General features: G+C 71.3%; 29 protein-coding genes. 21 read left to right on the top strand and 8 right to left on the bottom strand.

Annotation, left to right across the window (positions count from 1 at the left end; all coding sequences use genetic code 11):
• The first annotated feature begins 442 nt into the window (after positions 1–442).
• From VSH64_RS21835 to VSH64_RS21805, 7 genes are all read left to right on the top strand, one after another.
• The gene (locus VSH64_RS21835) at positions 443–1,534 is read left to right on the top strand and encodes a zinc-dependent alcohol dehydrogenase (protein ID WP_326837495.1); all 1,092 of its coding nucleotides are present in this window, start codon (positions 443–445) and stop codon (positions 1,532–1,534) included.
• A 1-nt stretch (position 1,535) separates the two neighbouring features.
• The gene (locus VSH64_RS21830; RefSeq protein WP_326837494.1) at positions 1,536–2,774 is read left to right on the top strand and encodes an aromatic ring-hydroxylating oxygenase subunit alpha; all 1,239 of its coding nucleotides are present in this window, start codon (positions 1,536–1,538) and stop codon (positions 2,772–2,774) included.
• Complete coding sequence (locus tag VSH64_RS21825) at positions 2,767–3,228, top strand: aromatic-ring-hydroxylating dioxygenase subunit beta (protein WP_326837493.1); 462 nt, start codon at positions 2,767–2,769, stop codon at positions 3,226–3,228. Before VSH64_RS21830 ends, VSH64_RS21825 begins: the two co-directional genes overlap by 8 nt.
• 36 nt (positions 3,229–3,264) lie before the next feature.
• Positions 3,265–3,570, top strand: a complete 306-nt coding sequence (locus VSH64_RS21820) for a hypothetical protein (RefSeq protein WP_326837492.1) — start codon at positions 3,265–3,267, stop codon at positions 3,568–3,570.
• Between the two features lie 9 nt (positions 3,571–3,579).
• A complete protein-coding gene (gene rd, locus VSH64_RS21815; protein WP_326837491.1) occupies positions 3,580–3,765 on the top strand; it encodes a rubredoxin in 186 nt (61 codons plus the stop codon).
• 1 nt (position 3,766) lies between these two features.
• Entirely contained in the window at positions 3,767–4,942 is a 1,176-nt protein-coding gene (locus VSH64_RS21810; RefSeq protein WP_326837490.1) for an NAD(P)/FAD-dependent oxidoreductase, read from the top strand.
• Between the two features lie 114 nt (positions 4,943–5,056).
• Entirely contained in the window at positions 5,057–6,460 is a 1,404-nt protein-coding gene (locus VSH64_RS21805; RefSeq protein ID WP_326837489.1) for an MFS transporter, read from the top strand.
• 58 nt (positions 6,461–6,518) lie between these two features.
• On the opposite strand, the gene VSH64_RS21800 is transcribed toward VSH64_RS21805, so the two are convergent.
• Positions 6,519–7,436, bottom strand: a complete 918-nt coding sequence (locus VSH64_RS21800) for a LysR family transcriptional regulator (protein WP_326837488.1) — start codon at positions 7,434–7,436, stop codon at positions 6,519–6,521.
• 31 nt (positions 7,437–7,467) lie between these two features.
• Between VSH64_RS21800 and VSH64_RS21795 the strand changes: the two genes are divergently transcribed.
• From VSH64_RS21795 to VSH64_RS21785, 3 genes are read left to right on the top strand one after another with little or no spacing between them, the layout of a single operon-like run.
• A complete protein-coding gene (locus VSH64_RS21795; protein ID WP_326837487.1) occupies positions 7,468–7,866 on the top strand; it encodes a carboxymuconolactone decarboxylase family protein in 399 nt (132 codons plus the stop codon).
• Positions 7,867–7,920: 54 nt separating this feature from the next.
• Positions 7,921–9,132, top strand: a complete 1,212-nt coding sequence (locus VSH64_RS21790) for a carboxylesterase family protein (RefSeq protein ID WP_326837486.1) — start codon at positions 7,921–7,923, stop codon at positions 9,130–9,132.
• Between the two features lie 8 nt (positions 9,133–9,140).
• The gene (locus VSH64_RS21785) at positions 9,141–10,172 is read left to right on the top strand and encodes an MBL fold metallo-hydrolase (RefSeq protein WP_326837485.1); all 1,032 of its coding nucleotides are present in this window, start codon (positions 9,141–9,143) and stop codon (positions 10,170–10,172) included.
• Positions 10,173–10,187: 15 nt separating this feature from the next.
• Here the strand turns inward: VSH64_RS21785 and VSH64_RS21780 are convergent, their stop codons facing one another.
• Complete coding sequence (locus VSH64_RS21780) at positions 10,188–10,796, bottom strand: dihydrofolate reductase family protein (protein ID WP_326837484.1); 609 nt, start codon at positions 10,794–10,796, stop codon at positions 10,188–10,190.
• Positions 10,797–11,218: 422 nt separating this feature from the next.
• On the opposite strand from VSH64_RS21780, the gene VSH64_RS21775 reads away from it, so the two are divergent.
• The 11 genes from VSH64_RS21775 to VSH64_RS21725 are packed head-to-tail and all read left to right on the top strand — an operon-like array spanning position 11,219 to position 16,780.
• On the top strand, positions 11,219–11,905 hold the full coding sequence (locus tag VSH64_RS21775; protein WP_326837483.1) for a hypothetical protein: 687 nt from the start codon (positions 11,219–11,221) through the stop codon (positions 11,903–11,905).
• Between the two features lie 5 nt (positions 11,906–11,910).
• The gene (locus VSH64_RS21770; RefSeq protein WP_326837482.1) at positions 11,911–13,059 is read left to right on the top strand and encodes an SRPBCC family protein; all 1,149 of its coding nucleotides are present in this window, start codon (positions 11,911–11,913) and stop codon (positions 13,057–13,059) included.
• Positions 13,056–13,454, top strand: coding sequence for a gas vesicle protein GvpJ (gene gvpJ / locus VSH64_RS21765; protein WP_326837481.1), 399 nt, complete (start codon positions 13,056–13,058; stop codon positions 13,452–13,454). The genes VSH64_RS21770 and gvpJ overlap by 4 nt, the downstream gene beginning before the upstream one ends.
• A gap of 4 nt (positions 13,455–13,458) precedes the next feature.
• Positions 13,459–14,250 carry a GvpL/GvpF family gas vesicle protein gene (locus VSH64_RS21760; RefSeq protein WP_326837480.1) on the top strand — a complete coding sequence of 264 codons (792 nt, stop codon included), beginning with the start codon at positions 13,459–13,461 and terminating at the stop codon, positions 14,248–14,250.
• Positions 14,251–14,254: 4 nt separating this feature from the next.
• Positions 14,255–14,527: a gas vesicle protein GvpG gene (locus VSH64_RS21755; RefSeq protein WP_326837479.1), complete on the top strand. Its 273-nt coding sequence runs from the start codon at positions 14,255–14,257 to the stop codon at positions 14,525–14,527.
• A 6-nt stretch (positions 14,528–14,533) separates the two neighbouring features.
• Complete coding sequence (gvpO, locus tag VSH64_RS21750; RefSeq protein ID WP_326837478.1) at positions 14,534–14,863, top strand: gas vesicle protein GvpO; 330 nt, start codon at positions 14,534–14,536, stop codon at positions 14,861–14,863.
• 3 nt (positions 14,864–14,866) lie between these two features.
• A complete protein-coding gene (locus VSH64_RS21745; protein ID WP_326837477.1) occupies positions 14,867–15,229 on the top strand; it encodes a gas vesicle protein in 363 nt (120 codons plus the stop codon).
• Complete coding sequence (locus VSH64_RS21740; protein WP_326837476.1) at positions 15,216–15,980, top strand: GvpL/GvpF family gas vesicle protein; 765 nt, start codon at positions 15,216–15,218, stop codon at positions 15,978–15,980. The genes VSH64_RS21745 and VSH64_RS21740 overlap by 14 nt, the downstream gene beginning before the upstream one ends.
• Positions 15,977–16,162: a gas vesicle protein gene (locus tag VSH64_RS21735; protein WP_326837475.1), complete on the top strand. Its 186-nt coding sequence runs from the start codon at positions 15,977–15,979 to the stop codon at positions 16,160–16,162. Before VSH64_RS21740 ends, VSH64_RS21735 begins: the two co-directional genes overlap by 4 nt.
• Positions 16,155–16,442: a gas vesicle protein K gene (locus VSH64_RS21730; RefSeq protein ID WP_326837474.1), complete on the top strand. Its 288-nt coding sequence runs from the start codon at positions 16,155–16,157 to the stop codon at positions 16,440–16,442. Before VSH64_RS21735 ends, VSH64_RS21730 begins: the two co-directional genes overlap by 8 nt.
• Positions 16,443–16,498: 56 nt before the next feature.
• Entirely contained in the window at positions 16,499–16,780 is a 282-nt protein-coding gene (locus VSH64_RS21725; RefSeq protein ID WP_326837473.1) for a GlsB/YeaQ/YmgE family stress response membrane protein, read from the top strand.
• Between the two features lie 99 nt (positions 16,781–16,879).
• Here VSH64_RS21725 and VSH64_RS21720 read toward each other — a convergent pair whose 3' ends face one another.
• From VSH64_RS21720 to selD, 6 genes are all read right to left on the bottom strand, one after another.
• Positions 16,880–18,142 (bottom strand): serine/threonine-protein kinase, encoded by a 1,263-nt coding sequence (locus VSH64_RS21720; RefSeq protein WP_326837472.1) that lies wholly within the window; start codon positions 18,140–18,142, stop codon positions 16,880–16,882.
• 58 nt (positions 18,143–18,200) lie between these two features.
• Entirely contained in the window at positions 18,201–18,887 is a 687-nt protein-coding gene (locus VSH64_RS21715) for a glycosyltransferase (protein ID WP_326837471.1), read from the bottom strand.
• Positions 18,884–20,146, bottom strand: a complete 1,263-nt coding sequence (locus VSH64_RS21710; RefSeq protein WP_326837470.1) for a bifunctional PIG-L family deacetylase/class I SAM-dependent methyltransferase — start codon at positions 20,144–20,146, stop codon at positions 18,884–18,886. Before VSH64_RS21710 ends, VSH64_RS21715 begins: the two co-directional genes overlap by 4 nt.
• Entirely contained in the window at positions 20,143–21,129 is a 987-nt protein-coding gene (locus VSH64_RS21705) for an acyl-CoA dehydrogenase family protein (RefSeq protein WP_326837469.1), read from the bottom strand. The genes VSH64_RS21710 and VSH64_RS21705 overlap by 4 nt, the downstream gene beginning before the upstream one ends.
• Before the next feature lie 246 nt (positions 21,130–21,375).
• Positions 21,376–22,665, bottom strand: coding sequence for a cation:proton antiporter domain-containing protein (locus tag VSH64_RS21700; RefSeq protein ID WP_326837468.1), 1,290 nt, complete (start codon positions 22,663–22,665; stop codon positions 21,376–21,378).
• Positions 22,666–22,736: 71 nt separating this feature from the next.
• A complete protein-coding gene (gene selD, locus VSH64_RS21695; protein WP_326837467.1) occupies positions 22,737–23,729 on the bottom strand; it encodes a selenide, water dikinase SelD in 993 nt (330 codons plus the stop codon).
• Between the last annotated feature and the right edge of the window lie 25 nt (positions 23,730–23,754).

The raw sequence follows: 23,754 nt of genomic DNA, 5'->3' as shown, positions 1-23,754 counted from the left end.
TCTCCTTCTCCGCCGGTGGTCTCCGCCCGGCCGGCCCTGTCGGACAGGGCCGGCTCGCCGGTCGTGCGGCCGAGCTGCGCAGGTGACCGCCGCGGACTGTCTCGACAATGCTCTTAGGCACAGGTCGTATGCAAGTTTTCAACGCTTGTTCAACACGCCGTTCGTGGCCGAAGCCGGACCAGGAACGCCTCGGGTCGCGTCACTCTCCGGCCCGCTCCTGGAAAATGATCATTTGTCCATCTCAGCCGGGGTCTTGACATCGTTCGGTGCGCCACTCATGCTCGTAATATAGAATTCTATCCGCCGTTACCGCAAGGGCGAGCGGTTCGCGCTCCGACACGGGGCAGCCGTCTCTCGGCAGTTGTATACGACTATGCCGAAGCGGAGTCGAGGTTCGAGGCCGGCCGTCCGGGTGCGGGCCAGCGAAAGGAATGCCGGAGGAATGACCACCACCAGCAGGGTCGCCGTGCTCCACGGCGAGGGAAGACTCACGATCGAAGAGCTGCCGTTGCCCCGGATCGGGGCGAACGACGGGCTGCTGAAGATCGAGGCCACCGGTGTCTGCGGCACCGACATCGCGGCTTATCACGGGGTCAACCCGTACTACGAGCTGCCGTGTGCGCTCGGGCACGAGTTCGTCGGCCGGATCACGGAGCTCGGTGCCGAGGCCGCCGCCCGGTGGGGGGTCTCGGTGGGCGACCGGATCGTGGTGGAGGAGTACCTGCCGTGCGGCACGTGCCGCTCGTGCCTGGCCGGGTCGTACCAGATGTGCGAGGTGCCGCGCTACGGCGGCAAGTCGATCCACAGTGGACCCGGGCTCTACGGGGGCTACGCCGACTACCTGTACCTGCACCCGCAGGCGATCGTCCACAAGGTCTCCGAGGACGTGCCGGCCGAGCTCGTGCAGCTCTACATCCCGATCGCCAACGGCCTCGACTGGGTCACGCGGATCGGCGGCATGCACATGGGCGGCACGGTCGTGATCGTCGGCCCCGGGCCGCACGGTCTGGCCTGCCTGGTGGGGGCCAGGGAAGCCGGCGCCGGCACCGTGATCATGGTCGGCACCAGCGCCGACGAAACCCGGTTGGCCGTGGCGAAGCAGCTGGGCGCCGATCACACGTTCACCGACAACGCCGTGGCACAGATCGAGGAGCTGACCGGCGGGCTGTTCGCCGATGTCGTGGTGAACACGGCCAGCAGCGCCGCCGGGCTCGACACCGCGCTCGCCGTGGCCGGGGACCGCGCGACGGTCGTGCAGGCGGGGGTGGCCAAGGGCGCGGGCGGTGGCGTGGAATCCATTGTGGACGCCATGAACCGCCGCGTGCTGACCCTGCGCGGGGTGCGCGGGCGGCCGAGTTACCTCGTGCCGCCGGCTCTGCGGCTCATCGAGTCCGGCCGGTATCCGCTGGAGCTGCTGTGCTCCGGTCGGTTTCCGATCGAGGACACCGAGAAAGCGCTTACTGCCGCCGCCGGTGACCCGACCTCGATCCGCGCGATCGTCGTCCCCGAGCTCTCCCCGAATCCAGGAGCGTGACATGAGCACCACCAGTGACGTCACGGCGAGCGGTGCCGCGAAGGAACCGCTGATCACCGACGACTGGCACGTGAACACCCGGATCTACCGGGATCCCTCGATCTTCGCGCGCGAGCTGACGAACGTCTTCCACCGCACGTGGGTGTTCGTGGCCCACGAGAGCGAGATCCCGCAACCCGGCGACTACAAGACCGCGCATCTCGGCCGCCAGCCGGTGATCGTGAACCGGGCCGCCGACACCGGTGCGATCAACGTGATGTTCAACCGCTGCCGCCACCGCGGTTCCGCGGTGTGCCAGCGCGACACCGGCAACGCCAACTTCTTCCGCTGTGCCTACCACGGCTGGACCTACTCGTCCTCCGGCGAGCTCACCGGCGTGCCGTTCGACGACGGCTACGACGACTTCGACAAGAGCGTGATGGGCCTGGTCCACGTGCCGCGCGTCGAGTCCTACCGCGGCTTCGTGTTCGCGAGCCTCGACGCCGGCGTGCCCGAGCTGCCCGAGTACCTCGGCAACGCGACCCGCTACCTCGACTTCATCGCCGACCTCGGCGACGGCGGGCCCGAACTGGTGTCCGGCGCGCACAAGCTCGTGTACAAGGGAAACTGGAAGCTGCAGATCGAGAACACCATCGACCCGTACCACTTCTCGTTCACGCACAAGAGCTGGCTCGACATCCTCAAGGACCGCACCGGCAAGAGCAGCACCTGGGTCAAGAACGTGCGCACCAACCCCGATTGGCGCGGCATCGACCTCGGCGGCGGCCACGCCGTGCACGAGTACGGCCGGCTCGAGGACGCGGGGAACAACGCGCACGCCATCGCGATCGGTGAGCTGATCCCCTTCAACCTCAACATCTTCCCGAGCCTCGCGTTCGTCGGGGCGCACCTGCGGCTGGTGGTGCCGCGCTCGGTCGACGAGACGTGGGTGTACCTGTACCCGCTGCTGCCCAAGGGCGCCGACGCCGAGACCCGCTCGCGGATCCTGCGCGACCACGAGATCTTCTACGGACCGTCGGGCTTCGGGTCCACCGACGACATCGAGGTCGGCTTCGACCGCGTGACGCAGGGCAACGAAGCGTCGGCCAGCGAGGCGGACTTCACGCTCATGGCGCGCGGGCTGCACCGCGAGGTCGTGGACGAGGAGGCCGGGACCCGCACCGGCCGGTCGTCGGACGAGGTCCCGCAGCGCGCGTACCTGCGCCGCTGGCTCGAACTGATGGAGGCCGGCGATGAGTGAGATCGAACAGTTCCTCTACACCGAGGCCGCACTGCTCGACGCCCGTGACTTCCCGGGCTGGCGCAAGCTGTTCGCCGACGACGGCGCCTACTGGATCCCGGCCAACGCCGACGACACCGACCCGAACCGCGACGTGTCCATCGTGTACGACGACGCGGCGTTCCTGGCCGAACGCGTGTGGCGTATGGACAGCGGCCTCGCCTACGCGCAGGAACCGCAGTCGCGCACCGCGCACCTCATCAGCAACGTGCAGGTGAACGGAGAGGACGACCAGGGCCTCGACATCACGGCGACCTTCCTCGTGGCGGAATTCCGGCGCGACACGCTGCACCACCACGCGGGCCGCTACCACTACTGGCTGCGCCGCGACGAGGGCGAGCTGCGCATCGCGCTCAAGAAGGTGGACCTGATCACCAACGCCGGATTCCTGGGCAACCTCAGCGTCCTGCTCTGACCGACCCGAACTGTCCCGCCACTGAAAGGAGACGCGATGTCCACGACCGGAGGCGGTGACGATCGACGCAACGGTGCCGAAGGCCTGCCGATCGAGGACATCCTCGCCGCGCTCGAGCCCGACCCCGACCGGGTGGTGGTGCGCAACGAGTTCGCCGTCGTCGGCGTCACCCTGCGCCGCTCCGGCGGCGGCCGGTCCCGCTTGCGCGTCGAAGACCTGCGCACCCGCCAAGCCGTCGAACTCGACGCGCTGGAACTGGAATCCCTGGCCTGGGCCAGGCACGACGACCTGTCACCCCTGCTCGACCCCAGCCGGTCGAGGTGGGTGGGGACAGGGGAGTAGGAGCACCTGATGACCACCTCAGTGGCCACGCAGAAATGGATCTGCGTGTCGTGCGGGGACATCTACGACCCCGCGGAAGGCGATCCCGAAGGCGGCATCGCGCCGGGCACCGCGTTCGAGGACATCCCGGACGACTGGGTCTGCCCGGTCTGCGGCGCGGCCAAGTCCGACTTCGAGCCCTACGCAGAGGACTGACATGAGCGACACGCACATCGACGCGCTGCTGATCGGCGGTGGGGTGGCCTCCACCGCCGCGGCGGTCGAGCTGCGCAAGCAGGGGTTCCCCGGCTCGATCGCGCTCGTCACGCGCGAGCTGGAGCCGCCGTACCACCGGCCCGCGATCACCAAGGAACTGCTCGGTCCCGCCGCCGAGGCGGCCGAGCTCCTGGTCCTGCCGCGTGAATGGTGGCAGGACAACAACGTGGAGCTGCGCACGCGATCAGCGGTGATGTCGCTGGACACCGGCGCCCACCGCGCCGTGCTCGCCGACAAGACCACGATCCACTACGAGAAGGCGCTCGTCGCCACCGGTGCCATGGTGCGGCGCCTCTCGCTGCCGGGCTCGGCGCTCACCGGCATCCACTACCTGCGCGCGCCGGGCAACGCGCACAAGCTGCGTGCACAGGCGGCCGAGGCCCGCACCGCCGTGCTCGTCGGCGGATCGTTCATCGCCGCGGAAGTGGCCGCGTCGCTCACCGCGGCCGGAGTGCGCTGCACCATGGTGATGCAGGAGCGCGCGCCCCTGGAAATCGCCTTCGGAACCCAGGTCGCCGATCACCTCGCCCGGTCGCTGGCCGAGCGCGGCGTCGAGCTGATCTGCGGCGAGCAGGTCACCGAGTTCACCGGCGAGGGAGCCGTCGACGGCGTCCGCACCGCGAGCGGGCGACACGTGCCGGCGGACCTCGTCGTGGTCGGTGTCGGTGCGGTCCCGGACACCAAGCTCGCGCAGAAGGCCGGGCTGCGGCTCGGTCCGAGCGGCGGGATCCTGTGCGACTCCACCCTGCGGACGAGCGCTGCCGACCACTTCGCGGCCGGCGACGTGTGCGAGTACCACAGCGAAGTCCACGGCCGTTCGCTGCGCGTGGAGCACGAAGACCACGCGGCGGCCCAAGGCGTGACCGCGGCCCGCGGGATCCTCGGCTCCCCGGAGCCCCACCGTGAGGTGCCCTACTTCTGGACCGAGCTCGGCGACTGGGCGCGGCTGGAATACGTCGGCCCCGCCACCGAGTGGGACCAGGAACGCGTCACCGGCTCCTTCGACGACGGTGACTTCACCGTCTGGTACGAGCACCGCGGCCGGGTCGTCGCGGCGCTGACCTGCGGCCGGCCGGGAGACCTCGACCGGGCTCGGCACGCGATCGCAGGCATCTAGCACCACCTGAACGTCCGGGAGCGCCGACCGATCCGGCGCTCCCGGCGAAGGGGGAACCCCGCGCGGCACAGCGCGGCATCAAAGTCGATGTCACACTGATAGGAGCCCTCGGTCATGGACCGAACCCAACCCGCCCCCACCGCCGCGCCCGCGTCCGGCGCGTTACCGGCCAGAGCCACCATGTCGAAGCAGGCGAAGCGGGCGACGCACGCCGCGTTCTTCGGTTTCGGCGTGGACTACTTCGACATCTACCTCCCGGTGGTGGCCCTCGCGCCGGCCATCCACTTCTTCCAGCCCAAGGGCATTCCGCCCACGGTCGAGACCACGATCTTCTACCTGACCTTCGCCGCGACCCTGCTGGGACGCCCGGTCGGGTCGATCATCTTCGGCGGCATCAGCGACCGGGTGGGCCGGCGCAACGCGACGCTGATCGCCGTGGCCGGGTTCACCGTGTCGACCTTCCTGATGGCCGCCTTGCCCGGGTACGCGCAGTGGGGTTACGGCGGCATCATCTGCTTGCTGTTGCTGCGATTCATCGGCGGCATCTTCATGGGCGGCGAGTACACGAGTGCCAATCCACTCGCGCTGGAAGCCTGTCCCGCGCCGCGGCGCGGCATCGTCGGCGCCTACATCGGCGGCGCTTACCCGATCGGCTACATCGCGATCTCGGCCGTCACCCTGCCGTTGCTCAGCTTCCTGCCCGGCGGCAGCGCGGGTTCGGCCTACCAGGAATGGGGCTGGCGCGTGCCGTTCCTCGTCGGCGGGCTGCTGGGAGTCGCGTTCTTCCTGTTCTTCTACCGCTCCATCGACGAGTCCGAAGCCTGGAAGGCCGAAGCGGCCAAGGAAGCCACCGCGACGGATTCCGCCCAGGAGAAGAAGACGCCGCTGCGCGCGCTCTGGCGTGACCGCGTGGTCCGGCGCCGGCTCCTCCAGATGATGCTGCTGATGACCGGGCTCTGGTTCGCCGTGCAGTCGGTGATCTCGCCGGTGTCCGGCCTGCTGATCACCTACCTCAAGCAGGACGCGGGCGCGGTGACCACCGCCCTGTTGCTCTCGAACGTCGCGCTGTTCCTCGGCTACCTCACGTTCGGCCACCTCGGCCAGCGCTACGGCCGCCGCCGGCTGCTGATCATCTCCGGCATCGGCACCGTGGTCGTGTCCGTGCTCGGGTTCCTCGCCATGCTGATGATCCTGCAGAACGGCGGGAACTTCACGCTGGCCATGGTCCTGTACACGGTGAGCCTGGTGGTGTCGATCTCGCCGTTCGGCATCGCGACGGTGTACCTGATCGAAGCGTTCCCCACCCGGATGCGCGCTTCCGGCTACGGCGTCGCCTACAGCGTTTCGCTGGTGATCCCGTCGTTCTACAGCTTCTACATGCTCGGGCTGAGCTCGTTCATGCCCTACATCTACACGCCGCTGGTGCTGATCGCGATCGGCGGCGTCCTCACCACGCTCGGGGCGAAGATCGGCCCGGAGACCCGGGACGCGAGCCTGACCGAGGTGGTGGCGGCCTGACCGAGCGGCTTTGCCTCCGGCCGGACCGGGCTCGTGGTCGAGCCCGGTCCGGTTGCCGTTACCGGAAAAACGCGGATCCGTGCGCGGCGACCGCGGCCTCGATGGCCTCGACGACATCGAGCACGACCTGGTCGGCGCGGGTGGTCGGCCAGGCGAGCACGAGCCGGTTTTCGGGGTATTCGGCCAGGGGCACGAAGGTCACGCCGGCGGCGGGGTAGAGGCGGGCGACGCTGCTGGGCAGCACGCCGACGGCGCCTTCCCAGGCGACGCTCTGCACGTATTCCGCGAGCGAGTGCACCACGGGCCCTGCGGTGTGGCCGTGGTCGCGGCCCGAGGGATTGTCGTTGCCGAGCCAGTATTCGCGCCACCGCGGGTCGGCGTCGAGGGGGAGCTGGCACCACACGTGGTCGCGCAGCTCGCCGGCGTCGATTTCCGTGCGCTCGGCCAGGTCGTCGTCCGAGCGCACGGCGGCGACGAGGGGTTCGTGGCCCAGCGGGCGGGTGGCGATGCCTTGTGTGTCGAACGGCAGGCGCGTGAGCGCGATGTCCGACTGTCCGGTGTGCAGGCCCGCGGCCGGGCTGGTGATGCCGAGAACGCGCACGCGCAGGGAAACTCCCGGGTGGCGGGGCAGGAGCGCGGCACGGATGTGCGTGCTGAGGCTCGCGAGGAATCCGGCGACGGCTTCCGACACCACCCCGATCGTGACGATTCTTTCCCGGCCCGCCGAACGAGTGCGTTCGCGGGCGAGATCCACGCGGGCCAGAATTTCGCGGGCCTCGTCCAGAAGAATGCGACCGGATTCGGTGAGCCGAATCGGGCGTATCGTGCGATCGAGCAGAAGACAGCCCAGTTCCCGTTCGAGTTCCTGGATGCGCTGACTCAGCGGCGGCTGGGACATCCGCAACCGCGCGGCGGCACGCGCGAAGCTGAGCTCTTCACCCACGGCGAGGAAGTACCGTAGCTGTCTCAGGTCCATGACCAGGCATTATATCAGGTCGACGACCTCGGTGAGCGACTTGGTCTTTGACTTCGGTGGCCCTTCCCGATTGCATGAAGTGATGACATATCACGACCCCGCGGATATGAAATTCATGGCGGCGCTGAAGAAGCTGGCGCCCGTCGAGTTCGAGAAATTCATGGACTACCAGGAAGTGGTGTCGCGGGAGGACGGCGAGATTCCGCGCCGTTATCGCGAAATGATCGCGATCGCCGTGGCGCTCACCACGCAGTGCGCTTATTGCCTCGACGTGCACACGGCGGCCGGGCGTGAGCAGGGAATGACGGCGGAGGAACTCGCCGAGACCGCGCTGATCGCGGGCGCGGTCCGGGGCGGCGGCGCGGTCGCGCACGGGCTCCTGGCCATGAAGCTGTACGAAGACGGCGGCACTCACCCGTCCCTGCGCTGAGCGGGCGCCGGTCGTGAGCCCGCGGGGTCGCCCCCCTCGAAGAAGGAACTTGTGATGATCGTCGAACTGGCCAGTGGGAAGGTGCGCGGCGAACACGGCGCGTTCCGCGGCATTCCCTTCGCGCAGCAGCAGCGCTTCAAAGCGCCGACTCCTGTGGCCGCGTGGGCCGGCGTGCGCGACGCCGTGGCGGCCGGGCCGGCCGCGATCCAGCCGCCGTCACGGCTGGATCCGGCACTCGGGCCGATGACGCTGCCCCAGTCGGAAGACTGCCTGTCTCTCAACGTCTTCACGCCGTCGACCACCGGCGCGAAGCCGGTGCTGCTGTGGTTCCACGGCGGCGGTTTCACCGCCGGCTCCGGCGGCATGGGCTGGTACGACGGCACTCGCCTCGCGCGCGAGGCCGACGCGGTGGTCGTCACGGCGAACTACCGGCTCGGCGTGTTCGGCTTCCTCGCGCTGGAGGGGGTCGCCCCGGCCAACCTCGGCGTCGCCGACCAGCTCGCCGCACTCGAGTGGGTGCGGGACAACATCACCGCGTTCGGCGGCGACCCGGCACGCGTGACGCTCGGCGGCCAGTCGGCCGGCGCGCAGACCAGCCTCGCGCTCTGGTCGTCCCCGCGCGCGAAGGGGCTGATCCACCAGGTGGCGCTGCAGAGCGCGCCGGTCGGGCTCGCCCCGCAGACGCCCGCGGAAGCCGCCGACTGGGCCGGCCGGTTCGTCGACGCGCTCGGATCTCTCGACGACGGCGGTTCGCCCGACCTCGCCACGATGCCCGCGGGCCGGCTGCTCGACGGGCTGGCGGCCTTCGCCGAACGCACCCGCGGCCAGAACGCGAACCCGTTCCAGCTCGTGGCCGACCACGACTTCGTTCCCGACGACCTCATCGCCGCGGCCGGCCCCGGTCGCGCGCTGGTGAGCTGGACGCGCGACGAGGTGCGCGTGTACAGCCCGGGCGCGCGGCAGGATCAAACGGACCTCGGGACCGCGGCCGTATTCAGCGGTAAGCTGCCGGACCTGGTCGACCGGTTCGGCCCGGACGCGACCTTGCTGCGCTTCGACTGGGCCGCACCGGGCAACCCGTACGGCGCCTGCCACTGCATCGACATCCCGTTCCTCTTCGGCACGCACGACCGGTTCACCGGCGCCGGCATGCTCGAAGGCGCGCCGGCGGACGTCGCCGAGCTCGCCGACCTGCGCCGCGTCTGGACCGCGTTCCTGCACGGCGAGCGGCCGGTCGTCGACAGTCCGTTCCTGACCCGATATTGAGGGGATCCATGCCCGACAGCACTGATTTCGTCTCGACCGAAGTGACCTTCTCCGGGGATCCGGTGGCGTTGCGGCCGGTCGACGAAATCCGCATCACCACGCTCGTGGACAACGTGTACGACGGCCTGCTCGAAGACGGCCCCTTCACCACGCGGGAGACGTTCGGCCGGGCCAGTGAGCCGAGCCCGCAGTTCGAAGGCGGGCGCACCGAGGTCGGCCTGCTCGGCGAGCACGGGTTTTCCTCGCTGGTCACCGTGCGGCGCGGGACCGAGGAGACCACACTGCTGTTCGACACGGGCCTCGCGCCGCGGACGATGGTCACCAACGCCGAGCGGCTCGGCGTCGACCTGCACGCGGTGACCGGCGTGGTGCTCAGCCACGGCCACTTCGACCACACCGGTGGCCTGGCCGGGCTCCTCGACCTGCTCGACCGCCGCCGCCTGCCGGTGCTGGTCCACCCGTCCGTCTGGACCCGACGCCGGACGACCGCGCCGGGCCAGGCAGTGTTCGAGCTGCCGACGCTGAGCAAGACGGCGTTGGCCGACGAGGGCTGCGCCGTGATCGAGCGCCGCGACCCGTCGTTGCTGGCCGACGACTGTGTGCTGATCACCGGCGAGGTCCCGCGTACGACCGAGTTCGAGAAGGGCATGCCACCCTTCCATCAGGCCTGGGTCGACGGCGCCTGGCACCACGACCCGGCCGTGATCGACGACCAGGCCCTCGTGGTCAACCTGCGCGGGCAGGGCCTGGTCGTGCTCACCGGGTGCGGCCACGCCGGCGTGCTCAACATCGTGAAGCACGCCCAGCGGCTCACCGGCGTCGAGCGCCTGCACGCCCTCGTGGGCGGGTTGCACCTGGGTGGTCGCTCGTTCGAACCGACCATCGCGCCGACGGTGGCCGCGCTCGCGGCGTTGTCGCCCACGCTCGTCGCGCCGGGCCACTGCACCGGCTGGCGCGCACAGCAGGCCCTGGCGACGGCGTTCCCGGCGGCTTGGGTGCCGAGCAGCAGCGGGTCGACGCACCGGCTGGTGGGGGCTTAGTCCGTCACCGCTCCTTCACTGCTCTTTCACCACGTCGTACACAAGGTGCGTCGCCCGCGGTGACTCGGTGACCTCCCGCTGACGCAGTGTCGTGCGGCCGACGAGGTCGAACAGGCGAGTGCCGCCCCCGAGGATCAGCGGCGAGAGGTGGATGCGGAGCTCGTCGACCAGGCCTCCGGCCAGGGCCTGGTCGACGACGTTCGCCCCGCCCATCACCACCACGGCCTTGCCGCCGGCCGCGGCTCGCGCCTGCTCGACGGCGGCCGCCACCCCGTCCGTGACGAACCGGAACCGGTCGGCGAGCCGCACGTGCGCGGGGCGTTCGTGGGTCACGACGAAACACGGCGGCGCACCCGACTGCTGCTGGTCGTGCCCGTAGCCGACCTCGTCGCCCCAGCCGTTCGGGCCGTCCACGATGTCGAACAACCGCCGCCCCAGCACCACGGCGCCGGTGTGCTCGAAGCTCGCCGCCAGCACCTCCTCGTCGACAGCGGAGCGCGGCTGCTCCAGCACCCACGCGTGAATCGCCTCGCCGTTCACGCCGAGGCCGTGCGCCGGCCCCGCGCCGGGGGCGGTCACGTAGCCGTCCAGCGACATCGAGATGTCCGCGATCACCTTGCTCATGGTCGGTCCTCCAGGATCGGTCGGGTCTCGTCACCACGTCGAACGGGCCGCCGGCCGATCGACACCTTCCCCGAACTTTGTCCCAGTGCCGACGCCGTGGGCCGAACAGCCGATCACCGTGGTCCCTCCGCCGGATAGCACTGTTGCGCCTTTCGCGAATCTGTTCCTACTGGATGTTCAAATAGCACGTGCAGCCGTTCGTGAATGCCTCGGGAAACAATCTCCGAGTGCTGTTCTTTTCGGTGGTTGATCACCGAGGACTTCCCGTCCGGTACCGATTTTTCTTGATCGGGAGTTTCGCTTCGAAGCGGACGGGTAGTCGGGACGAGTGACGCGAACACATTCCTGTGCGCCTTGTTTTCGGGGGTGGCGTGCGGGTGGACGGTGTGGCACTCGCGACCGCAACAGTCAGGAGGAGCGGTATGAAGGCAGGAACACGCATGGCGCTCGGCGTGGCGGCCGGTTATCTGCTGGGGCGCACGAAAAAGATGCGCTTGGCGTTGATGATCGCGGCCGCCGGGGCCACCGGCAAGGCCGGGGTGTCGCCGACGAAACTCGTCCAAAGTGGTCTGAAGCAGTTGAGCTCGTCGGCTGAGGTCGGGCAGCTCACGTCGCTGGCGAAGGACGAGTTGCTCGGCGCGGCGAAGTCCGCGGCGCTGACGGCGGCCAGCGGCCGGATCGAGTCGCTGAGCGAGCGGCTGCAGGACGGCGGCAGTCTCCTGCCCGCCAAGAAGTCCCGCAAGAAGGACGACGAAGAAGCGCCCGAAGATCACGACGAAGACACCGAAGAACGAGCCCAGGACGAAGAGACCGGCGACGAAGAGGCGCCGGACGAAGAGCCCGAAGAGAAGCCGAGACGGCGCCGGTCCTCGGCGCGGAGCAAGAGCGACGACGACGAAGACGAGGGTGCCGAGCGCCCGGCGCGTCGCCGGTCGTCCAGCCGGCGCGCAGCCGCGTCGGAGGACGACGACGAGGACGAGGGCGGCGAACGCCCGGCGCGGCGCCGTTCGCCGAACCGGCGCGCGGCCGCTTCGGATGACGACGACAAGGGTTCCGGCGGCACCCGCACGGCGACGCGGCGCTCGCCCGTCCGCCGGGCCAGGAGGTGAACGCAGTGGTCACCAAGCAAGTGAAAGCCGTCAAGGACAAGGCGACGGACACGGCCGGCAAGGCCACCGGCACGGTGTCGAAAGCGGCCGGCGGCGGCTCGAACGAGCTGACCGACGCCCTGCGCGGCCTCGGCCAGGCGGCGATGACCCGCGCGACCGGTTCGCTCACGAAGCGGATCTCCTCCACCGCCGGGCGGCTGACCGACTTCGCCGAAGGCGGCGGTAACGGCGGCGGCCTGCTGAAGGCGGCCACCGGCGGCACGCCCAGCATCAAGGGCAAAGCCCTGATGGGCGCGGTGAAGGGTGGCCTGTCCGGCATCGCGGAGAAGGTGAAGAGCGCGTTCACCGGCGGCGGTGGCGGCGGTGGCAACAAGATCAAGCTCACGAACATCGTGGAGGAGATCGACATCGGCGCGCCCGTGGACCTCGTGTACGACCAGTGGACGCGGTTCACCGAGTTCCCGAGCTTCATGAAGAAGCTCAAGAACGTGGAGCAGATCAGCGACGAGAAGACCGAGTGGAAGGCCCAGGTGTTCTGGTCGCACCGCAGCTGGGAGGCCACGATCCTGGAGCAGGTGCCCTACGAGCGGATCGTGTGGCGTTCCAAGGGCCAGAAGGGCCACGTCGACGGCGCGGTCACCTTCCACGAGCTCACCCCGGACCTCACGAAGGTCGTGGTGGTGCTGGCGTACCACCCGCAGGGCCTGTTCGAGCGCACCGGCAACATCTGGCGCGCCCAGGGCCGGCGCGCGCGCCTGGAGCTGAAGCACTTCCGCCGGCACGTGATGACGGAGGTCCTGCTGAAGCCGGACGACGTCGAGGGCTGGCACGGCGAGATCCACGACGGGCACGTGGTGGAACCCGACGAGAGCGGGCCGGACGCCGACGACCGCGACGACACCGAACAGGGCACCGAGTCCGAACAGGACACCGGGACCGATTCCGAAGAGGACGACTACGCGGAGTCCGAAGAGGAACCCGCCGAGTCCGAAGAAGCCGAATCAGACGAAGCAGAAGACGTGGAGGAGGAGCCCGAAGAGGAGCCCGACGAAGAACCGGAAGAAGACGACACGGACGATGCGGCCGAGGACGAGCGCCCCCGCCGCGGCCGGGCCCGTGCGGGCGCCGGCAGAAGTCGAGGGAGCAACCGATGACGACAGCCGTACAACCCTCCGGTGGGGGTGGCGGGTTCGACCGGCCGAGTTCGAGCAGTCTCGCCGACGTGATCGACACCATCCTGGACAAGGGTCTCGTGATCGACGCGTACGTGCGGGTGTCCCTGGTGGGCATCGAGCTGCTCACGATCGACGCCCGCGTGGTGGTGGCCAGTGTGGACACCTACCTGCGGTTCGCCGAGGCCGTGAACCGGCTCGACATCTCCGGCACGGAGCAGAAGGGCCTGCCCGACCTGCTCGACGACGTGACCTCGGGTGGGGCCAAGTCGAAGACCAAGGGCGCGCTCGAGGCGGCCGGCGAGAAGCTGCAGGACCTCCTCGGCGCGGACGAGGACGAGGAAGAGCCCGCGGGCCGCGGCCGGAAGGGACGGTGAGCGCATGAGCACCGAGACCGAACCCCGGACCGAGGAGGAAACCTCGGGCGACACCGCCGTGTACGTCTACGGCATCGTGCCTTCCGACGTCGAGCTCGACCCGGAGACGCGCGGGGTCGGCGATCCGCCGGCCAAGGTCGTGACCGTGCAGAGCGGTCCGCTGGCCGCGCTGGTGAGCGAGATCCCGCAGGACACGCCGCTCGGCCGGCCCGAGGACCTGTCCGCGCACGCGGGGCTGCTCGACGCGGCCGCCGCCGAGCTGCCGGTGCTGCCGTTGCGATTCGGCGCGGTGGTGTCCGATGTGGACGCGGTGAAGGAAGAACTGCTCGATGCGAACCGCGAGGACTTCAGCTCCGCGCTGGAGCAGCTCGAAGGCAAGGCCGAGTACCTCGTGCGGGCGCGCTACGACGAACAGGCGATCCTGCGGGAGATCCTGGCGGAGAACGACCGGATGACACAGCTCGTGGAGGCGATCCGCGACAAGCCCGAGGAAGCCACTCGCAACGAGCGGATGGCGCTGGGCGAGCTCATCAGCCGCTCGATCGAGGAGAAGCGGGCCGTGGACACGCAGCGGGCGGCCGACGCGCTGGCCGAGCTGGGTGTGCAGCTCGCGGCGCGGCAGCCGACGCACGAGGAGGAAGCCGTGCACCTGGCCGTGCTGGCCGACGTCGAGCGCCAGGACGAGCTGGAGGACGTGGTCGACGAGCTGGCCGAGGAGTGGGAAGGCCGTGTGGAAATGCGGCTGCTCGGGCCGCTCGCGGCGTACGACTTCGTCGTGACCCGGACCCCGGAGTAGCGCCGTGGGCTTGGTCACGGGGATCCTCGGCCTTCCGCTCCTGCCGGTGCGGGGCGTGCTCGCGCTGGGCGAGCTCATCCGCCGGCGCGTGGAGGAAGAGGCGCACGACCCGGCCACGGTGCGCCGTGAGCTCGAGGCCGTGCACGAGGCGCGGGCCGCCGGCGAGATCTCCGCGGAAGAGGAAGCCGAGGCCCAGCAACGGGTTCTGGACCGGCTGACCGGTGCGCAAGCCGGCCGGCCGGTCCGGCGACGAGCCCCCGAAGACAGGAAGAGGTGACGGCCGATGGCGACCGCCAAGAGCGAAGGCCGAGCCCAGCCGGCCCGGCGGCGCGCCGCCCGCGACGGGCTGGTCGCCTCCACGGCGGCCGCCGCGGCGCTGCGGCAGCTGAACGACCTGATCTCGAGCGAGCCGGTGGGCGTCACGTCGGTCGAGCCGCTCGAGGACGGCTGGCTCGTGGAGGTCGAGGTGGTCGAGGAGCGGCGTGTGCCGTCCTCGGCCGATGTGCTCGCCCTGTACGAGGTCGAACTGGACGGTGAGGGCGAGATGCTGGCGTTCCACCGGTCGAAGCGGTACGGGCGCGGCAAGGGCGGATCCGGCAACGAGGGGAGCTGACACATGGTTTCGGGACAACCGGTTTCCACGTCCCAGGGCGGGCTCGGCGCCGCCGGCAACCACCAGCCCGCGAACCTCGGCGACATCCTCGAGCGCGTGCTGGACAAGGGCCTGGTGATCGCCGGCGACATCCGCGTGAACCTGCTCGACATCGAGCTGCTCACGATCAAGCTGCGGCTCGTGATCGCGTCGCTGGAAACGGCGCGGGAAGTCGGCATCAACTGGTGGGAAAGCGATCCGTGGCTCAGCGGCGACAGCGGCAAGCTGCAGAACGAGAACCGGGAGCTGCGGGCGCGCATCGCGGAGCTGGAGTCGGGCGGCGAGCCGGCGGCGCTGGAGGAGGGCGGTGAAGATGAGCGGGACTGACGGGATCTGGCTGTACGCCGTGACGCGCTCGGCAGCGTCCCTGACCGGTCTGCCGGGGGTCGCCGCGAGTCCGCCGCGCGTGGTCGAAGGGGGCGGGCTGGCCGCGGTCGTCGCCGACGTGCCGCTGCGCTCGTTCGGGGAGGACGCGTTGCGGCGCAACCTCGAAGACCTCGACTGGCTCGCCGCGGTGGCCCGCGCGCACGACGCGGTGATCGCGACGCTGGCCGAACAGGGGCCGGTCGTGCCGATCCGGCTCGCGACGGTGTACCACGACGACGCGTCCGTGAGCGCCGTGCTCGAAGCGCGGGCCGGCGATTTCGACCGGACGCTGGACCACGTGGCGGGACGCATCGAGTGGGGCGTGAAGGCGTTCCTCGAGCCGGCTGCCGAACCGGCGCGAGCCGCGGCATCGCCGTCGGGCCAGGGCGCGGGTGCGGCCTACCTGGCGCGGCGGCGGACGGCGCTGGCGTCGCGGGAGGACCGCCAGCAACGCGCGGCCGAGCAGGTGGGGCGCCTCCATGCCGCGCTCGCCGAGTCGGCCGCCGACGCCTGCAGACACCCCCCGCAGAGCCGGGAGCTGGCCGGCGTGGACGGTCCGATGGTGCTCAACGGCGCCTACCTCGTCGAGGCGGAGCAGGCGGACCGGTTCGCCGAGACGGTGGCGGCCTGCGGGCGCGACAGCGACGTGCTCAGCGTGCGGCTGACCGGTCCGTGGCCGCCGTATTCCTTTTCGGCCCTGGAGGAGACATGACGGTGCCGGCCCGCGCGGGCGACCGCAACGTGGCCCTGGTCGATCTGCTCGACCGGGTCCTGGCCGGCGGTGTGGTGGTGAGCGGGGAAATCACCCTCGCCATCGCCGACGTCGACCTCGTGCACATTTCCCTGCGCACCCTCGTCACGTCGATCAGTGCATTGCAGCCGCACCATGAGTGACGAGAAGAAGAACCGCATCGACGCCGACCCGGAAAACGTCGAACGCAGCCTCGTGAGCCTCGTGCTCACCGTGGTCGAGCTGCTGCGCCAGCTCATGGAACGCCAGGCACTGCGCCGCGTCGACCACGGTGACCTCACCGACGCCAAGGTCGAGGAGATCGGCCAGACCCTCATGCACCTCGACGCGCGCATGGAAGAATTGTGTGATCACTTCGGCCTGGAACGGCGGGAATTGAATCTTGATCTGGGCCCGCTGGGACACCTTCTTGCCGAAGAATAGTTTTTGCCGGCCTGATTCCGGGTATTCGTGGTCATCGCTTCGAAAGGAAGTCAGCGATGGCTGTCGCAGGAATCATCAGCGCACTCTTGGTCGGTTTGGTCATCGGCGTCCTCGGACGCCTCGTCGCCCCCGGTAAGCAGAAGATCCCCCTCTGGCTGACGATCGTCATCGGCATCATCGCCGCCTTCGCGGGCACCGCCATCGCCCGCGGCGCGGGGTACGCCGACACCGAGGGGCTCGACTGGCTCGAACTGATCACGCAGGTCGTGCTCGCCGCGCTCGGGGTCTCGCTCACCGCCGCCGCCTACGGTCGGCGACGCACCAAGGTGTGGCGCTGACCTCTGCCCAGAGCCCAGCCCGGTCCAGGAGTTCTGGACCGGGCTGGTGCCTGTCTGCTGTGTCCTGCTGGCCGTGTTCCTGGCCGGCCGCGTGCGTGCTCAGCGGTGCTGAGGGCCCTTTCCCTTGCCGGGGTGGATGTCCTTCTTCGGCGCGTGCTCGGGCGGCGGCCCCGCCGCGGCGGGCGGGGCGAGGTGGGCCGGCGTGGTGTCACCGGCCGGTGCGAGGGGTTGCTCGGCCACGTGGACCGTGGTGGTGATCGTGGGCGGAGCGCCGACGCCGACCGGACTGGACGTGCCGGGCTGGGCGTCCGGCGGCGGGACCTCGCTCGACGAGGCTCCGCCGAGGACCAGCGGAACGAAGAGGGCGACGGCACCGAGCGCGAGGGCGGTACCGGCGGCGACCCGGGTTTTCTTGCTGGTGCGGAATTTCCAGGGCACCACGGCGGTCTCGGCGGCCGGCGGCGAACCGGGTGCCCAGGCAGGAACCGCGATCGGCGCGGTGAGGGGAGCCTCGCCGGTGAGGGCGGCGTGGACCGCCGCCGAACTAGGCCGGGCCACGGGTTCGCGGGCGGTCATGCGCTCGATGAGCGTGGACAGCTCGACGGGCAGGCCGGCGGGAACGCGGGGTGACCGGCTCAGCCGCGCCAGCGCCGTCTCGGTGGCGGTACCGGGGTACTCCAGCTCGCCGGTCAGGCATTCCAGCAGGATCAGGCCGAGGGCGTAGACGTCGGCGGGCGGGCCGACCGGGTCGCCCACCACCTGTTCCGGCGCCAGGTACGCGGCGGTGCCCACGACCGTGCCGGTCGCGGTCACGCGCGTGAGGTCCGGCGCCTGGGCGATGCCGAAGTCGGCGACCAGCGGGCCGCTCGCGCCGAGCAGGATGTTGCCGGGCTTGAGGTCGCGGTGGGTGATGCCGCACGCGTGCAGGTGGGCCAGCGCGTCGGTCAGCCGCGTGGCCAGCTCGGTGACCCGCGCCGGGCTCAACGGGCCGCCGAGCAGCCGTTCGGCGAGGTTCTCGCCGGCCACGAATTCCATGACCAGGTACATCCGCCCGGCGTCGGTCCCGCTGTCGAGCAGCGCGACGACTCCCGGGTGGTCGACGCTGCCGTGGATGCCGGCCTCCCGCACGCGCCGCCGCTGCTCGATCTCCACGGCGTCGTGGTTGAAGACCTTCACGGCCACTTCGCGGTCCAGCCGCCGGTCGTACCCGCGGTACACCTTCGCGGTCGCACCGATGCCCAGCAGGCCACCGACCTCGTAGCGGCCATCGAACACCGTCGGTGCCTCACCACCACCGACGTCCACCACGAACCGCGGCCGCGTCGGGCGATCGTGATCAGCGCACGCAGGATCCTCCGTCACCCACCCCGGGTACCCGCGGGAACGGGGCGCTGAAACGGAATCCGGTGGCTCGGTCACGTCAGGCCACCGGTTTTTCGCGCAGGTCCCGCAGAAGCGCGGCGAGACCGTCCGGTGCCCGGCCGTCGAGGCGGGCGCTGGTCCGGACCACCGCCGCCGGCTCGACGCGGCAGCGGAAGCCCGCTGCACCGAGGCGGCGCCAGAGGTCGTGGTCCTCGCCGGTCCGGCGGACGCCGAACCCGCCGACCGCCTCGAACGCGTCCGCACGCACGCCGAGGTTGGCGCCGTAGACGTTCGGGCCACCGGTCAGCATCGCGTGGTAGCGCGCCGCCGCGTCCGGCGGGCCGGGCACCGGCGCCGCGAGCTCGGCCGGCCCGGTCACGGCGTGCGCGTCGCGCTCGACCCGGCGCAGGTGCGCGGCGGCCCAGTTCACGTCCACCTCCGTGTCGGCGTCGGTGTTGAGCAGCACCGTGTCCGCCGCCGCGTGGCCGGTGAACGCGGCGCGCACCGCGTGCCAGCCGAGGTCGCGGACCTCGCCGATCGTGAGGGGCCGCCGGGTCACCACCACGCGGTCCGCGGACCGGGCGCGCACCGCCGTGTCGTCGGAGCAGCGATCGGCGACCACACACACCCACCGCTCGACCGACGCCGGCAACCGCGCCAACGCGTGCCGCAGCGCGCGCAGGCACGGCTCGATCAGGTGCTGCTCGTCGCGGGCGGGCACGACGACTCCGACGGCCGTGATCACCGGCGCCTCAGCACGTGCAGCAGGAACGCCTCGTCCGTGTGGGAAACCACCGGCTCGAACGCCGGGTGCGCGAGCAGCCGCGCGTGGGCCTCGGCGCCGTCGCGCGGAGCCTCCGGCGCCCACGGCCGCCAGTGCACCGCGGCCAGGTGCCCGCCGGGACGCAGTGCGTTGGCCGACGCCTCGACGGTCGCGTCGAGATCGGTGTCGTCGAGGTAGTACAGGAGTTCGCTGTACACCAGCAGATCCACCGGCCCCGTGGGCAACCCGTCCGGAACGGTCGCGCGGTAGACGTCCACCTCGGACAGCCCGGCAACTGCTCGGGTGGCCCGATCGACGGCGGCTTGCACCGGGTCGAAGGCCAGCAACCGATCGCAGCGCGCGGCCAGCTCCCGGGTGAGCACCCCGAGGCCGCAGCCGGGTTCGACGGCCGTGCCGTAGCGCTCGTCGGGCAGCGAAGCCAGCAGCAGCCGGCGTTTGCGCCGCTCGTACCAGGCGTCGGCGACGTGCCACGGGTCCTCGGCCGAGTCGTACAGCTGCACGAACCGGCTCGTCGGCGCCGAGCGGGCGGGTGGTTCCCGGAAGAACGTCTCGGCCGACCCGGCGAAGTGCGCGAGGACCTCCGGCGGCAGGATCGGGTCTTCGCCTCGCGGACCGGGTTTGAGCTGCGAGGTGAACGCGGCGACCGCCGCGGCCTTCGCGCCGCGCTCGCGGTCGGTCAAACCGTACGAACGGGCGTGCTGCCAAGGAATGCCGGGATCCGAAGGCGAGCGCTGGTGCCACAGCCAGATCGGGTACGACCAGCGGTGCGCGGACACGGGCGCGGCCGCGAGCGCGGCCCGGCCGGCGGCGCGGTGATCCGGGTGTGGGTCGTCCGGCCACGGCAGCAGCACGAGGTCGTGCCCGGCGGCCCGCTCGCGCAGCGCCGCCGTCAGCTCGGCTTCGTGGTCGGCGAGTGCGGAGTCGGGCAGGCCGAGCCACACCGGCTCGACGTCGGAAAGGCCTTGCGCCCGCAGGGATTCCCGCAGCTCCCGGCGCCGCACGCGGCCCAGCTCCCGGCGTTCGGCGGGAGCGGAGTCCGGGAACGCGGCCTCGCCGTCGGTGGCCACCGCGAGCGTCACGGCGGTGCCCGCGCCGTGCAGGTGCTGCAGCAGGCCGCTCGCGCCGAGGGTTTCGTCGTCCGGGTGCGCGGCGACGACCAACGCACGGTCGAACGCGTCGTCCGGCCACTCGGGGAACTTCCGCTGCCACTCGACGGTCACGCGTGCTCCCCGGAGTCGAGGACCTGCCGGCCCAGCGCGGCGAGGTCGCGTTCGGCGTGGTGCTGGCGCACGTAGACGCCGAGATCGGCCAGCCGCTGCGCGAACCGGCGGTCGCGCCCGAGCGGGCTCGCGCCGGTGAGCCGCGGTGCGTGCTCGAGGATCTCGCCGACCGCGTGCTCAGCCGCGGCCCGGCACGTACTGGCGACGTGCCACGGGTCCGGAGCCGCCGCGATGGTGGCGGACGCGGTGAACAGCAGGGCTTCGGCCGAGCGCAGCGCGGTGTGCATCGCGCCGAGGTGCGCCAGCTGGTGCTCGTCGCCGTGGCCTGCACGCAGGTACGCCAGCACGTCGTCGACGACACCGGCCGCGCCGCCCAGCCACACCGCCGCGACGCCGGCGCCACCGAGCGCGAAGCCGGGCCGCTCGACGTACCAGCCGGGCGGGCCGATGAGCGCTTCGACGGGCACCGGGATGGCCGCGAAGTCGACGTCGCCGCTGTCGGAGGCGTCCATCCCGACCGCCTGCCACGCGTCCGGGCGCCGGCGCACGCCGGCGTCGGCGAGGTCCAGCTCCAGCAGCCGGTCGCCGGCGACCACGAGGGCCCGGTCCAGCAACGACAGGCCGGAGCAGAAACGGATGGTGCCGCCGAGCCGCCCGCCGTCGAGCGTGGCGCCGGTGCCGCCGGATTTCGCCGCCCACACGCCGTACAGCGCACCGGGCACGGCGGCGCGACCAGCCTCGCGCAGGATCGCGACCGCGTCCGTGTGGCCTTCGGCGAGCCGCGCGAGGGTGAGATCGGTGCGGCCGAACGCCGCCAGCGCGGCCCACCGCCCGGCGAGATCGGCGGGCAGGTCGAGCGCGCCCGCGCCGTGCAACGTGCGCAGCTCGGCACCGATCGACGCGACGGACCGCGGCAGCGGCAACGGCTTCGGCGCGACGGACTCCAGCAGACGGTGCGGCGGTCTCGACTCCCAGGCGATCATGCGCAGCGGATACCCCGAATCCGCGCGGCCAAGCGTGGCCCAGGGCGCCGGCGGGCCGTTGCAGTGAGGAGGCCGCAGGACACCGCGGATTCCGAGGACGTCGGCCGTCGCAAGGGGGTCCGGGCGCCGACCGGCGGCTCAGGCGCGGGATGCGGGCGGGGAACGGCACACCTGCGTGCCGTCGGCGAAGACTCCGTTGGCGGCTGAGCTCCGGCCGCCGGTTGCGCCACTCCTGGACCTCACGGACTACCCGCTGCGTTGCCCGGCCAATCCGCCTGGGTCGCCGCTGGTCGGCAGGTGCCCGCCGAGTGCTTCGATCCGGCGGATCGCGGGTTCGGCGAGCACGCCGTGGACCAGGACCGACAGCGCGACCGCGAGAGCACCGACCCGCCACAGCACGTCCTGGCCCGGGACCGGGAAGCGGTCGAGGGCGTAGGCGAGGTAGAAGATCGTGCCGATCCCGCGCACCCCGAAGAACGCGATCGCGGCGCTGGCGTGGCGGCCGGCCGGGGAGCCGAGCAGGGCCAACCAGCCGAACACCGGCCGCACCACGAACACCGCGACCACGGCCACCAGCAGTTCGACGAGCGAGAAGCCGCGCAGCAGGCCGTCACCGAGCGCCAGGCCGAGGCCGAGCAGCGCGATCGCCACGAACAGCCGCTCCAGCTGACGACCGAACGAGTGCAGCACCTCGTGGTACTCGTGCGACCGCTCTTCGCGGCGCACCACGACCGCGGCGACGAACACGGCCACGAACCCGTTGCCGTGCACCAGTTCCGCGACCGCGTACGGCAGGAAGGCCAGGGCCAGCAGGACGAGGCCGTCGGCGTACGCGGCCAGCCGCAGCCGCGCCGTGCCGAACATGGCCCAGCCCATGAGCTTCCCGGCGCCGAGCCCCACCAGCACGCCGATGCCGACCGGCAGCACCAGGTCGCCGAGGATCCAGCCGGCGTCCGCCTCGGGCCGCTGCCCGGCCAGCGCCAGGGCCAGCAGCACGAACGGCATGGCCAGGCCGTCGTTCAGCCCGGCCTCGATGGTGAGCGTCGAGCGGATCTCGTTGTCCCGCGCGAGATCGGCCTCGACGTCGGGGGAGGGCACGCCGACGTCGCCGGCGAGCACCGGGTCGGTCGGCGCCAGCACCGCACCGAGCAGCAGCGCGACGGCGGGCGTGAGCGCGAGCCACCACCAGCCCAGCAGCGCGACGACCACGATCATCACCGGCATCGTGATGCCGAGCAGCCGCCACGCCGAGGCCCAGCGGCGCACGCCGAACGGCCGGTCGATCGACAGCCCGGCACCGGCCAGCGACACGAGAATGCCGAGCTGGGCGAACGACTCCACACCGCCCAGGTGCGCGACGGGGTCGGCCCAGCCGTTGCCGTAGGGCGCCGGCAGGGGCAGGAGACCGAGCGCGAGGCCGGCGACCAGCATCACCAGCGGAGTCGAGAAAGGACGTTGCGCGACCAGCTTCGGCAGCACCGCCGCGGCGAGCGCGAGCAGCCCGGCGACGCCGAAGAGGACGGTCAACGTGGACACTGCGACTCCTGCTGATCTTCCGGGGCACCCGATCGGGGGATACCCGCTGGCCCGGAAGGCAAACTCCGGAGTCAGCCCACCACGATCGTGTGCCCGGTGGGCGCGATCAGCTCGCCGATCACGGGGTGGCCCGGCACCTCGCCGGCCACGAGCAGGCCGCCGGAGGTCTGGGCGTCGGCCAGCAGCAGGGCTTCGTCTTCGCCGATCCGGGAGAGGTCGGCGTGCGGGCGCACCCAGTCGAGGTTGCGCCGCGTGCCGCCGCTCACGTGACCTTCGCGCAAGGCCTCGCGCGCGCCGTCGAGGTAGGGCACGGCGCCGGGGTCGAGTCGGGCCGTGACACCGCTGGCGCGGGCCAGCTTGTGCAGGTGGCCGAGCAGCCCGAAGCCGGTCACGTCCGTCGCGCAGACGGCGCCGGCCGCCAGCGCGGCGAGCGAGGCTTCGCGGTTGAGTGTGGTCATCACGGCGATCGCCTGCTCGAAGCGCTCGCCAGTGGCCTTGTGGCGGGAGTTCAGCACGCCGACGCCGAGGGGCTTGGTCAGCGTGAGCGGCACGCCGGCGCGGCCGGAGTCGTTGCGCAGCAAGCGGTCCGGGTCGGCGGTACCGGTCACGGCGAGGCCGTACTTGGGTTCCGGGTCGTCGACGCTGTGCCCGCCGGCGAGGTGGCAGCCGGCTTCGCCGCACACGTCCAGGCCGCCGCGCAGCACCTCGGCGGCGAGCTCGAACGGCAGCACCTCCCGTGGCCAGCCGAGCAGGTTCACCGCCACCACCGGGGTGCCGCCCATGGCGTACACGTCCGACAGCGCGTTGGCGGCGGCGATCCGGCCCCAGTCGTAGGGGTCGTCGACGACCGGGGTGAAGAAGTCCGTGGTCGCGATCAGCGCGACGTTCCCGGCGATCCGCAGGGCGGCCGCGTCGTCCCCGTCGTCGAGGCCGACCAGCAGTTCGCCGACGGCGTTCTTCGGCTTGGCGCCGGTGAGACCGCCGACGACGGCTTCGAGCTCGCCGGGCGGGATCTTGCACGCGCAGCCGCCACCGTGGGCGTACTGGGTCAGCCGGACGCTCATGCGCTTCATCATGCGCGGGTGGCGC

Origin of the sequence: Amycolatopsis rhabdoformis (genome assembly GCF_035918295.1) — a bacterium.
Classification (GTDB): Bacteria; Actinomycetota; Actinomycetes; order Mycobacteriales; family Pseudonocardiaceae; genus Amycolatopsis; species Amycolatopsis rhabdoformis.
This window is presented reverse-complemented; position numbering and strand designations above follow the sequence as displayed.